We start from the raw sequence: 11,605 nt of genomic DNA, 5'->3' as shown, positions 1-11,605 counted from the left end.
CGGCATGCTGATCCTTTCCATCGACCAGGGCACCACCTCGACCCGCGCCATCGCCTTCGAGCTGGGCCCGGACGGCGACCTGTCGCCCGTCGCCGTCAGCCAGATCGAGCTGGCCCAGCATTTTCCCGCCTCGGGCTGGGTCGAGCATGACGCCGCCGAGATATGGGCCGCCACGCTTCAGACCTGCCGCGAGGTGATCAAGAAGGCGGGCGGCGTGGGCCGTTTCGCCGTCATCGGCATCACCAACCAGCGCGAGACCTCGGTGATCTGGGACGCCGCGACGGGCGAACCCCTGCATCGGGCCATCGTCTGGCAGGACCGGCGCACGGCGGGGGTCACCGCCGCCCTGACCGAGGCGGGGCATGAGGCGGCGGTCCAGGCCGCGACCGGCCTGATCCTGGACCCCTATTTCTCGGCGACCAAATACGCCTGGCTTCTGGACGCCGTGCCGGGCGCGCGTGACCGGGCCGAGCGCGGCGAGGTGAAGCTGGGCACCATCGAAAGCTGGCTGATCTGGAAGCTGACGGGCGGGGTGGCCCATGTCACCGACGCCACCAACGCCAGCCGCACCTCGCTGATGGACCTTAAGACCCTGCAATGGCGCGACGATCTGTGCGCCCTGTTCAAGGTTCCCCGCCAGGCCCTGCCCGCCATCATGGGCTGCGCCGAGCCCCTGGGCGTGTGCGATCCCAGCCTGTTCGGCGAGGCCCTGGCCATCACCGGGGCGGCGGGGGACCAGCAGGCGGCCCTGGTCGGCCACGGCGCCCTGAACCCCGGCGACGCCAAGATCACCTATGGCACCGGCGCCTTCCTGGTCGCCAATGTCGGGGCCGAGCCGGTGGCCTCGACCCGGCGGCTGCTGGGCACCCTGGCCTATCGGGCGGGCGGGGCCACGGCCTATGCGCTGGAAGGCTCGATCTTCTCGGCCGGATCGGCGATCCAGTGGCTGCGCGACGGCGCCCGGATGATCTCCGAAAGCCGCCAGTCCGAGGCGATGGCGCAGAGCCTGCCCGACAACGGCGGGGTCTATCTGGTGCCGGGCTTCACCGGCCTGGGCGCGCCCTGGTGGAAGGCCGAAGCAAGGGGGGCGGTCGTGGGCCTGACCCGTGACGCCGGCCCGGCCCATTTCGTGCGCGCGGCGCTGGAGGCCCTGGCCTATCAGACGCGCGACCTGTTGGACGCCTTGGCCGACGACGGGGCGCCGCCGTTGAAGACGCTGAAGGTGGACGGCGGGGTCACCGCCAACGCCTTCGCCATGCAGTTCGTGGCCGACATCTGTCAGGTCGAGGTCGAACGGCCCGCCTTTCAGGAGATGACGGCCCTGGGCGCGGCGCGTCTGGCGGCCCTGGGCGCGGGGCTTGTTCCCGACCTGTCGCCCGGCGTGGCCCAGGCCCCGGCCCGGTGGGCCCCGCGCATGGGCGACGATGAGCGCGAACGGCTGCTGAAGGGCTGGCGCGCGGCGGTGCAGGCGGCCATCATCGCGGCGCAATGACCGACGCTGTTCAAGATCCCCAGTCTGACCCTCAGGCCGCCTTCTCCGGCACGCGCGAGGTCGATCCCCGCTATGTGCTGGACGCCGAGCGGCTGGACGCCTGGATGGCCGACCATGTCGCCGGCTATCGCGGGCCGCTGACCGTCCGCCAGTTCAAGGGCGGGCAGTCGAACCCGACCTATGAGCTGACCACGCCCTCGGGCGCCTATGTGCTGCGCCGCAAGCCGCCGGGGACACTGCTGGCCAGCGCCCACGCCGTGGACCGCGAGTTCCGCGTCATCTCGGCCCTGCACGGGCGCGGCTATCCGGTGGCCCGGCCCCATGGGCTGTGCCTGGACGAAGCGGTCATCGGCTCGATCTTCTATGTGATGGACCGGGTCGACGGCCGGGTGTTCTGGGATCTGAAACTGCCGGGTCTGACGCCGGGCGAACGCCGCGCCATCTATGAGGCCCAGACGGATGCTTTGGCCGATCTGCACGGCTTCGATCCGGTCGAGCTGGGCCTGGGCGACTATGGCCCGCCGGGCAACTATTTCGCGCGCCAGGTCGGGCGCTGGACCAAACAGTATCGGGCCTCCGAAACCGGACCGATCCCCGAGATGGACCGGCTGATCGTCTTCCTACCCGACAGCCTGCCGCCCGAGGCGCCGGCGCGCATCGTCCATGGCGATTTCCGCCTGGACAATATGATCCTGGCGCCCGACCGGCCGCGCGTCCTGGCGGTGCTGGACTGGGAGTTGTCGACCCTGGGCGATCCGATGGCGGACCTGTCCTATCTGTTGATCGCCTGGGCCATTCCCGCGTCGATGCGCAACGGACTGGCGGGTGCGGACCTGAAGGCGCTGGGGATTCCGTCGGTCGAAGAGACGGTCGATCGCTATGTCGCCCGGCGCGGCGGGGATCGGCCGCAAAACCTGGACTGGCTGACGGCCTACAACCTGTTCCGCCTGGCGGCCATCTGCCAGGGCATCGCCGGCCGGGTGCGCGACGGCACCGCCGCCAGCGCCCATGCGAAGACCATGGCCGCCCAGGTCCAGCCGTTGTCAGCCGCCGCTTGGTCCTTCGCGAAGAAGGCCGGGGCCTGAAGCGGCAAATCTAGTCGTCCCGACGTGCCACGTCTCGATGACGTAGTTCGGCCACGGACCTGGCCACGACGCGGAGGCCCCACCGCACAGCCATCAGGCTGGCGCCGATCAGGAACACAGCCTGCACGCCCTGGAGAAACTGGCGCTCCGTCATCAGCCAGGGTTCGAATGGCTCGCCGCTCACGCGAACGATGGCCCACACGCAGAGCGTGGGAAAGATCAGGCCGAGAACGGTCACGACCGCCCCATTGAGGATGTCGGCCCAGACCACATCAAGCGGGCGGTGCTGGCTCATATTCTCATCCTAGACGGATGATCCTGACGGCCTCAAGCCGAGGGCTTCAACCCGGCTCCCCAACCAAGGTAAACGGCGCCCAGAAGGCGGGGTGGGTCCAGGCGCGGTTGGCGCGCACCGCCCGCATGCCCGACTGCAGGGCGCGGGCGCGGTCGCCGATGTCGGCGCCGGGTGTATCCAGGGCGGCGAAGCTGGCGGTGATCAGTTCGGTGGTGGCGGCGTCCGACACCTCCCAGTGCGACACCAGAACCGAGCGCGCCCCCGCATAGAAGAAGGCCCGCGCCAGGCCCGACAGGCCCTCGCCCCCCGGCCGCCCGTCCGAGGCGGCGGTGTTGCAGGCCGACAGGACCACGAACTCGGCGTTCAGGCGCAACTGGGCCGCCTCGGACGCGCTCAGATAGCCGTCGTCGGCCTCGGTCGCCTGATCCGGCGGCGTCAGCACCAGCCCCGGCTCGGCCGCCGTCGATCCGGCCATCAGGCCGTGGGTCGAAAACACCACGAAACGCGCGGCCGACAGGGCGGCGGCGTCGGCCTGGCGCACCGCCGTCTCGGTCGCCTCGGGCCCGATGCGCACCAGGGCGCGGGGATAGCGGGTCTTCAGCGTCTCCAGCTCGGTCTTGGACCCCGGAAGATAGGGCAGGGCCTTCAGCCGCGACACATCCGCCAGCCGCCCCTCGCCCAGCACGCTGTCGGCCGCCGGCGCCCCGCGCGAGGCGTAGTCGGGCGCCCCCGCCAGGATCGGCGCCCCGAAGGCGGCCAGGGTGAAGGGCCGCGCGGCCGGGGTGGCAGGGACGGCGGGCCTTGCCTCGGCGCCCGCCGAGGCGGGGCAGCCGGGGCTGCGCAGGGCCGGGTCCGACACCAGATGACAGCGCAGGGCCTTCAGGCTGGACACCGAAGGCAGGGTGGCCAGGGCGTAGCGTTCGATCAGCCAGGGCGTCGCGGCCAGGGCGTCCGGCCCGTCCGGCCCCTGGGGCGCCTGGGTCGACAGCACCGCCAGCGGCAGGGTGGTCAGGGCGCCGGTGACCACGGTGATCAGGGTCTTCTTGCCCTCGAACACGCTTTCGACCGGCTGGACCAGTTCGGCGTACAGCCGGTGCGCCTCGGCCCGGTCGAAGGCCGCGACGGGCCGTCCGGCGAAGATGGCGGGGTCCAGGTCGCTGCGGTTCTGGGCCGCCGTGGTCAGGGATTCGCGCAGTTTCGTCACCGCCGCCGTCATGGCCGCATCGCCCAGCTCTTCGGCCCGCGCCCATTCGACCCGGTCGCGCGACAGGCCCCAGACATAGGTCGCCTCGGGGTTCACCAGCACCAGCAGCAGCCCCTCGTCCGGCTTCAGCAGGGCTTGCGTCTCGGCCACCGTCAGGGCGCGCGGGCTGGTCAGTTCGGCATAGGCGGGAAAGCGCGCCTCGATGTCGGCGTCCACGGCGGTCAGACGGGCGCGCACGGCGTCATAGTCGGCGCGGGCGGCGGCGCGGCGGTCGCGCCCCTCGTCGCCCTGGACGGCGTACAGACGCTCCAATTCCAGCTCCAGCGCATCGCGGCGCGCCAGCAGGGTCTCGCGTTCCTCCGCCAGACGGCCCAGGGCGTCGTTCCCCTCGGCGAAGCGGGCCGACACCTTGGCCAGGGCGTCGGCGGCGTCAGAAGCGATGGCCCATTGCGCCGCCTCGAAGGCTTCGGCGCGCAGGGATTCGGGCGTGTCGTCCACGCGCGCGGCGCCCGAGCCGGCCACGGTCATGACGGCGGCCAGCGCCGCCAGCCCGGCGATCAGACGTCCCTTGCCCCACATGCCCCCAGCCCCTTCAGTTGCTCAGGATCTGGACCCGCGTCCAGACGTCGCCCCGGTTGACGATATCCACCCGCATCCGTCCATCGGCGCGCGGATGGGTGGTGCAGACCGGGTAATGATCGCCGAAACCGTCGCGGCAGACCAGTGTTCCGGCGGCGTCGCGCACCGTCAGGTCGATATTGGTGTCGCCGTCGCCGATGGCGGCGATGCGCAGAACCTCGCCGCCCCTGGCCTCGACCTCGAACCAGTAGGTCTCGCGCGGCTCGATCTGTTTGACGGTGAACACCGGGCCGCGGCCGAAGGGCGAGTTGATCACCCCGCGCGTGCCCGACCGAAGCCGGGCGATGGCGTCCAGAACCCCCTGGCTGCCGGCGGCGAAGGTCTCGGCCTGGTCCAGCAGGGCGTCGGGGCTGAGCATGGGCGCGTCGCCGCCGGGCCGCACCGGCACCTCGGCCAGAACGCGCGAGGCCATGATCAGGGCGCCCGGATCGCGCCGTTCGCGGCCCCAGCGGGCCAGTTCGGCGGCCATGACCGCCTGGGCCACGCCGCGCGCCTCGCCGTCGCGGTCGATGACGGGCGCCTCCTGGGCGCCAGTCGATGCGCCCAGCATCAGGGCCGCAGCCCCCGCCACGCCGGCGATCATGTGCGTGAAGATCATGACTGTCCCCGTCCGTCCGACCGCGAACGGCGGTCCGTCACGACCATGCCTCGGATCGGCGACGGCGCAAACTGATCGAAGATGACCGCGTCGGGTCTGGGGTCGGTCACGGGGCCTGGCGCGACATCCCTGCGCTCAAGCAGCGAGCGACCGGGTCGCGAGCGTTAGCGCGTAATCCTTGCTGCACGCCCTATTCGACGGCGGCGGTCAGGATGCGCCGGTCGGCCTTGGCCTGGACCAGAACGGCCACGGCCTCGCCCTCGGCGCGTTCGCCGGGCAGGCGGAACAGGGCGGGGCGGCCGGTCCAGTCGCCCAGCCGCGTCAGGCGTCGCACGACATTGACGTGGCGCACCGTCTGGCCGCGATTGTCGCCGCGCGCCACCTCGACCTCCTGCGGGCCGGGAGTGAAGACCACAGCCCAGACCTCGGCGCCCCCGGCCGGCGGGCGGCCCGAGCCGACGCCGACGGCGTCTCCGGTCTCGCGGAACTCGATCTGGGGCGGCGGGGCGCGGCGTGCGCCCTCGGCGGTGATGGCGGCCTGAAGCGGTTCGGGCCGGGCCTGGGCCTGGCGGGCGCCGTCCAGAATGACCTGGGGCGTCGGCAGGGCGCGCAGTTTCAGCGCCGCGCGATAATCCCTCTGACGCGCCGCGAACTCGGGCCGGGCGAAGGTGTCGGTCCAGCCCAGATAGTCCCAGTAATCGACCGCATAGGTCAGGGCGATGACCCCCGGCGCATCGGCCACGGCCTCTATGGCGCGATTGGCCTCGGGGCATCCGGCGCAGCCCTGGGCGGTGAACAGTTCGACCACCACCGGTTCGGCCGGCGCGGGCGAGACGACGACGCGGGCGCGGCTGGGCTGGGCCGCACCGCCCGCCGCCAGGGCGCCGATCGCCACCGCGACCCCGCCCGCTATCCAGCCCCGCATCCTCATGGGCGGGGATTAATCACCGGATGGGCGATCCCGCCCACTCATTTTCGCGTGAGGGGGCCGTATTGCCGGGCCGCGATCAGAACGACCCCACGCGGCCTTAGTCCATCAACTGCTGCGCCAGATAGACATAATGCCGGGCCCAGCGCCGCGCGTTGGCCACCGGGTCGGCGTCGTTGGAGTGACCGCCGGCGGTCTCCTCGTAATAGATCGGGTTCTGGCCCAGCCCCTCCAGCCGCGCGGCGAATTTGCGCGCATGGCCGGGGTGCACCCGGTCGTCGCGGGTATTGGTGGTGATGTACAGGCGCGGATAGTCCACCCCCGGCCGCAGGTTCTGATAGCCGGAATAGCGGGCGATATAGGCGGCCTGTTCTGGGACGCGCGGGTCGCCGTATTCACCGATCCACGACGCCCCGGCGGGCAGTTCGTGATAGCGCAGCATGTCGATCAGCGGGCTTTCGATCACCGCTGCATTGAACAGGTCCGGGTTCTGGGTGATCGAAACGCTGGTCAGCACCCCGCCGTTGGACCGGCCATAGATGCCCAGGTGTTCGGGGCTGGTGATCCCGCGCGCGATCAGGTCGCGGCCGATGGCGGCGAAGTCGTCGAACGCCAGCTGGCGGTTTTCCTTCAGCACCGCCTGGTGCCAGGCGGGTCCGAACTCGCCGCCGCCGCGCATATTGGCCTGGACGAAGACGCCGCCCCGCTCCAGCCACAGCTTGCCCATCTCGGGCTTGTAGGCGGGCGGGAAGCTGACCTGGAAGCCGCCATAGCCGAACAGGATGGTCGGCGCCTGGCCGTCCATGGCCAGGTCGCGCGGCCGCACCACGAAATAGGGAATGCGCTCTCCATCCGAAGACACGGCCTCGAACTGTTCGGTCATGTGCGTCGAAGCGTCGAACAGGGCCGGGGCCGACCGCAGCCGCTGAATGGCGTTGGGCGACGCGCGCGCGGCGTCCATCCGCGTCACCGGGAAATCGACGTCCAGCCGTCCCAGGGCCGTCGGCGTCAGGAAGCCCTGGCTGGTGACGAACAGCTGGCCACGGGCCATGGACCGGTCACCCAGGGAGACGGCGCTGTTGTCGGGCACGGCCACGTCGCGGACCTGCCAGCCCCATTCGCCCTGGTTGATGAAGATCGACAGCTGGCCTCGGACATTGTCGTTGTAGGCGACGGCGACCCGGTCGGTGAAGACGGCGACATCGCTGATCGACTGGCGCGGCGACGGCGTGAAGATGACGGCGTCCTGGTTGGTCACGATCACCTGGCCGTCCGGCAATGTCTGCAGACAGTCCAGACAGACCGCCAGCAGCGTTCCGGCGGCGTGCGTCTGACTGTAATGGGTCCAGGCTTCGCCGTTCGAGAAGATCAGAAGGTCGCCCATCACGCCATGGATGGCCGCCCGTTCGGGCAGGTTCAGCTTGACCGGCCGGCCGTCGACGATGCGCCATGTCTCGGCGCGGAAGGTGTCCAGCGGGCGGCGCACGATGACCGCCGACACCTGTCCCTCGGCGTCGCGATAGACCGCCGGACTGACGCCATAGCCGCCGTCGGCCGCATCGCCGCGATAGATCTCGGTCGCCTGGGCCAGGGTCTGGCCGCGCTTCAGCGCCTTGACGATATAGGGATAGCCGCTTTCCGTCAGAGACCCGGCGCCGAAGTCGGTCGCCACCAGAAGCGTGTCGATGTCCAGCCATTCCAGCCGGTGCTTGCCTTCCGGCAGGGTGAAGCCGCCGTCGACGAACTGTTTCGTCGTGGTGTCGAACTCGCGCACGGAAAGGGCGTCCTTGCCCCCGTCGGACAGCATGATCAGGCAACGGGTCTCGTCCGGCGCCAGGCAGTCGGCGCCCTTGAACACCCAGTCGCGGCCCTCGGCGCGGGCCAGGGCGTCGATGTCCAGCAGGGTCTCCCACTGCGGCGCGGCGGTGGCGTAGCTTTCCAGTGTCGTGCGGCGCCAGACGCCCTTGGGATTGGCCGCATCCTGCCAGAAATTGCCGACCCCCTCGCCCAGGAAGCTGGGCATGGGGATGCGGTCGGTGGCCGTCAGGATCGCCTCGGCCTCCTGGCGATAGGTTTCATAGCGCGGATCACCCGTCAGGGCCGCCAGGGCCCGCTCGTTCGAGGCGCGGACGAAGGCCATGGCCTCTTCGCCGTCCACCGCCTCCAGCGCCAGATGGTCGTCGGCGGCCCGCACCCCCGCCGGCGACAGGTCGGCGGGCATGAAGGGGCTGGCCTGCTGAGCCATGGCGGGCAAGGCCAGGGCTGCAAATGCGGCGGTCATCAGGGCGATACGCATGTTCAGTCGTCCTTGGTCAGTCGTCCATCAGCCGGCGCGACAGATAGGTGTACTCCAGCGCCAGGCGCCGGGCGGTTTCCTGCAGATTGGCGGCCGCGCCGTGGCCGCCGTCGATGTTCTCATAGAACAGCACCGGATAGCCCAGCTCCTCAAGCCGGGCCGCCGCCTTGCGGGCGTGGCCGGGGTGGACGCGGTCGTCCTTGGTCGAGGTGTGGATGAAGACTTCCGGATAGGGCTGGCCCGCCGCCAGACGCTGATAGGGCGAATATTCCGCGATCCAGGCGCGCTGTTCGGGGATGTCGGGATTGCCGTATTCGGCGATCCAGCTGGCGCCCGCCAGCAGGCGGTGGAAGCGCATCATGTCGAACAGGGGCACCTGGATCACCGCCGCATTGATCAGGTCCGGCCGTTGGGTCAGCATGGCGCCCATGAACAGGCCGCCCTGGCTGCCGCCCATGACGCCCAGATGCGGCTGGCTGGTGATGTTGCGGGCGATCAGATCCAGGGCCACGGCCTGGAAGTCCTCGTGCGCGCGCTGGCGGTTCTGCTGCAGGGCCGCCTGGTGCCAGCGCGGGCCGAACTCGCCCCCGCCGCGGGTGTTGGCCACCACATAGACCCCGCCGCGCTCCAGCCACAGCTTGCCGACCGTCGCCGAATAGCCGGGCAGGAGCGAGTTCTGATAGCCGCCATAGCCGTACAGCAGCGTCGGGTTCGATCCGTCCATCGCCATGTCGCCGCGATGCACGACGAAATAGGGGATCATGGTCCCATCGGCGGACCGGGCCTCGAACTGGTCCACCGTCATGCCTGTGGCGTCGAACTTGGCCGGCAGGGCCTTGACCGGTTCCGCCGTCAGGGCGTCGGCGTCGGCCAGATACAGGGTCTGGGGCGTCAGATGGTTGGACACGGTGACGAACAGCCGGTCGTCCCGGTCGCTGGTCGAACCCACCCCCACGGCCGAGTTCGCCGGCAGGTCGAGGCGGGTGCGGGTCCAGGCGCCGCCCTCGGCCGGAGCATAGGCGTAAAGGGCGCCGCGCACATTCTCGTACAACGCCACCACCAGGCGGTTGCGGGTGGCGCTGATGTCCTCGATCGCTTCGCGGGCGCCGGGGCGGATCACCAGCTGGGCCTGGATGCTGGAATCGGCCAGCCACGCGCGCAGATCATAGGCGATGACGTCGCCGGTCTCGAACCGCTGGCCCGAGGGGGCGGTCCAGTCCTGGTCGGTGGTGAAGACCATCCGGCCCTGGACCAGGGCGTTGATGCTGGACTTGGACGGCAGATCCAGGCGACGGGTGGTTCCATCGTCGTTCAGGCGGAGCAGTTCGCCCTCGTAGAAGTTGATCCCGCGCCGGATCATCGTCGCCTGGACCGCGCCGTCGGCGTCGCGCAGCACGAAGCCGCTGGCCGAGACGTCGGTGGTCTGGCCTTCGAACACCGTCCGGGCTTGATCGAGGGTCTGGCCGCGCTTCAGAACCTTGACGATGCGCGGATAGCCGGAATCCGTCAGGCTGCCCTCGCCGAAATCGCGCGAGATCAGCAGGGTGTCGCGGTCGATCCAGGTCGCCCCGCCCTTGGATTCCGGCAGGACGAAGCCGCCTTCGACGAAGGTGCGAGTGGTCAGGTCGTATTCGCGGATGGTCACCGCGTCCTTGCCGCCGTTCGACAGGCTGATCAGGCAGCGGGTCTGTTCCGGCGGCAGGCAGGTCGCGCCCTTATAGACCCAGTTGGCGCCCTCGGCGGCGGCCAGGGCGTCGACGTCCAGCAGGGTCTCCCACTGCGGCTCGGCGGTGCGGTAGCTGTCCAGAGTGGTGGTGCGCCAGACGCCGCGCACATGGTTGGCGTCCTGCCAGAAATTGCTGATCGTTCCGTCGTGGCGGAAGCCCGGGGCCGGGATGCGGTCGCGCGACTGCACGATCTCCAGCGCCTGCTGGTGCAGGGTCTCATAGCGCGGATCGGCCTGGAGCACGCCCAGGGACCGGGCGTTCTGGCCGCGCACCCAGTCCATGGCCCGCTCGCCCTCGACCTCTTCCAGCCACAGATAGGGGTCGTCCTGGTCGGCGGCGGGGGCAGGGGCGGGGGCGGAACTCTGGGCCATGGCGCTCATCGGCAGGGCGGTGGAGACAAGAAGGGCGGCCAGAGCGCCCCGGACGGCGTGACGGATCATCAAAACAGCTCCCGACGGTTTGGGCGCACCCTAGACGCCCGCGGCGGCCGCGCACCTTACGACTTTGTCATGCTCCGTCGTCGGGGATGCACAGCAGATTGCCGCACGCCTTGCAGTGGACGGCGTCGGGGTCGTGTTTCTGAAGCCCGCAGCGGTCGCAGGGGTATTTCACCTTGTGCGGCCGAATCAGGGTCTGGGCCAGGCGGATGAACAGGGTGATCCCCACCAGCATGACGGTGATCGACAGCACCCGGCCCCAGGCCCCCGGCAGGACGATGTCCCCGAACCCGGTCGTGGTCAGGGTGGCGACGGTGAAATACAGGGCGTCCAGATAGCCGTTGATGCCCGGATGGCCTTCGCGGAAGGTCGCATAGACGAAGCCGGTCACCACGAAGACGAAGGTCACCAGGGCCGACAGGGTGCGGACGATCTCCTCCACCCGCGTGTCGTCATAGCGCCGCCCGACCGTGCGCCAGAAGAAGTCCGAGTTCAGCAGGCTCCACAGGCGCAGCATCCGCAGGAAGCCGAAATTATATAGCCAGGCGGGGAACAGCAGGGTGGCCAGAACCACGATGTCCACCCACACCACCGGCCGCTTCAGCCAGTCCTTGAAGTCGCTGTAGGTCCAGGCCCGCGCGATCAGGTCCGCCGCCAGGATCGCCGCGATGACATAGTCGATGACGTAATAGGCCCAGCCGGCCTCGCGCAGGATGGGCGCCGCCAGGAAGAAGCCGACGATCAGCACGTCGATGACGATGACCGCCATGCGGAACCGCACCGCCGGCGGCTGGCTGCCGTGATACAGATACCGCAGCCGCGCGCGCAGCCGCAGCCCTTCGTCCCGGTGATCGGTCGCCTCGCTGGCCATCAGCCAGCGATAGCCTGATTGATGCGCCGGGCC

The 11,605-nt window shown here is 70.1% G+C and carries 9 protein-coding genes; 2 read left to right on the top strand and 7 right to left on the bottom strand.

Features of this window, described 5'->3' with window-relative positions:
• The first annotated feature begins 4 nt into the window (after window positions 1-4).
• Both glpK and Q0581_RS11715 read left to right on the top strand, forming a co-directional pair.
• Window positions 5-1,492 carry a glycerol kinase GlpK gene (gene glpK / locus Q0581_RS11720; RefSeq protein WP_298700499.1) on the top strand — a complete coding sequence of 496 codons (1,488 nt, stop codon included), beginning with the start codon at window positions 5-7 and terminating at the stop codon, window positions 1,490-1,492.
• Window positions 1,489-2,577 (top strand): phosphotransferase family protein, encoded by a 1,089-nt coding sequence (locus Q0581_RS11715; protein WP_298700497.1) that lies wholly within the window; start codon window positions 1,489-1,491, stop codon window positions 2,575-2,577. Before glpK ends, Q0581_RS11715 begins: the two co-directional genes overlap by 4 nt.
• A gap of 10 nt (window positions 2,578-2,587) precedes the next feature.
• Here Q0581_RS11715 and Q0581_RS11710 read toward each other — a convergent pair whose 3' ends face one another.
• From Q0581_RS11710 to Q0581_RS11680, 7 genes are all read right to left on the bottom strand, one after another.
• Window positions 2,588-2,872, bottom strand: coding sequence for a hypothetical protein (locus Q0581_RS11710; RefSeq protein WP_298700496.1), 285 nt, complete (start codon window positions 2,870-2,872; stop codon window positions 2,588-2,590).
• 46 nt (window positions 2,873-2,918) lie between these two features.
• Window positions 2,919-4,655 carry a CHAT domain-containing protein gene (locus Q0581_RS11705; protein WP_298700495.1) on the bottom strand — a complete coding sequence of 579 codons (1,737 nt, stop codon included), beginning with the start codon at window positions 4,653-4,655 and terminating at the stop codon, window positions 2,919-2,921.
• 13 nt (window positions 4,656-4,668) lie between these two features.
• Window positions 4,669-5,313, bottom strand: coding sequence for a hypothetical protein (locus Q0581_RS11700; protein WP_298700492.1), 645 nt, complete (start codon window positions 5,311-5,313; stop codon window positions 4,669-4,671).
• Between the two features lie 190 nt (window positions 5,314-5,503).
• Window positions 5,504-6,244, bottom strand: a complete 741-nt coding sequence (locus Q0581_RS11695; RefSeq protein ID WP_298700490.1) for a thioredoxin family protein — start codon at window positions 6,242-6,244, stop codon at window positions 5,504-5,506.
• 97 nt (window positions 6,245-6,341) lie between these two features.
• Window positions 6,342-8,537, bottom strand: coding sequence for a prolyl oligopeptidase family serine peptidase (locus Q0581_RS11690; RefSeq protein ID WP_298700489.1), 2,196 nt, complete (start codon window positions 8,535-8,537; stop codon window positions 6,342-6,344).
• A 16-nt stretch (window positions 8,538-8,553) separates the two neighbouring features.
• On the bottom strand, window positions 8,554-10,704 hold the full coding sequence (locus tag Q0581_RS11685; RefSeq protein ID WP_298700487.1) for a prolyl oligopeptidase family serine peptidase: 2,151 nt from the start codon (window positions 10,702-10,704) through the stop codon (window positions 8,554-8,556).
• A 67-nt stretch (window positions 10,705-10,771) separates the two neighbouring features.
• On the bottom strand, window positions 10,772-11,572 hold the full coding sequence (locus Q0581_RS11680; RefSeq protein WP_298700485.1) for a potassium channel family protein: 801 nt from the start codon (window positions 11,570-11,572) through the stop codon (window positions 10,772-10,774).
• Between the last annotated feature and the right edge of the window lie 33 nt (window positions 11,573-11,605).

Origin of the sequence: uncultured Brevundimonas sp., assembly GCF_937863155.1 — a bacterium.
Lineage (GTDB): Bacteria > Pseudomonadota > Alphaproteobacteria > Caulobacterales > Caulobacteraceae > Brevundimonas.
The sequence above is the reverse complement of the archived record's forward strand: the minus strand, read 5'-3'. Positions and strand labels throughout refer to the sequence as shown.

Bases quoted from the DNA above. Each gene is read 5' to 3' on its own strand.
- glpK (WP_298700499.1), top strand. From the start codon at position 5: ATGCTGATCCTTTCCATCGACCAGGGCACCACCTCGACCCGCGCCATC.
- Q0581_RS11715 (WP_298700497.1), top strand. From the start codon at position 1,489: ATGACCGACGCTGTTCAAGATCCCCAGTCTGACCCTCAGGCCGCCTTC.
- Q0581_RS11710 (WP_298700496.1), bottom strand. From the start codon at position 2,872: ATGAGCCAGCACCGCCCGCTTGATGTGGTCTGGGCCGACATCCTCAAT.
- Q0581_RS11705 (WP_298700495.1), bottom strand. From the start codon at position 4,655: ATGTGGGGCAAGGGACGTCTGATCGCCGGGCTGGCGGCGCTGGCCGCC.
- Q0581_RS11700 (WP_298700492.1), bottom strand. From the start codon at position 5,313: ATGATCTTCACGCACATGATCGCCGGCGTGGCGGGGGCTGCGGCCCTG.
- Q0581_RS11695 (WP_298700490.1), bottom strand. From the start codon at position 6,244: ATGAGGATGCGGGGCTGGATAGCGGGCGGGGTCGCGGTGGCGATCGGC.
- Q0581_RS11690 (WP_298700489.1), bottom strand. From the start codon at position 8,537: ATGCGTATCGCCCTGATGACCGCCGCATTTGCAGCCCTGGCCTTGCCC.
- Q0581_RS11685 (WP_298700487.1), bottom strand. From the start codon at position 10,704: ATGATCCGTCACGCCGTCCGGGGCGCTCTGGCCGCCCTTCTTGTCTCC.
- Q0581_RS11680 (WP_298700485.1), bottom strand. From the start codon at position 11,572: ATGGCCAGCGAGGCGACCGATCACCGGGACGAAGGGCTGCGGCTGCGC.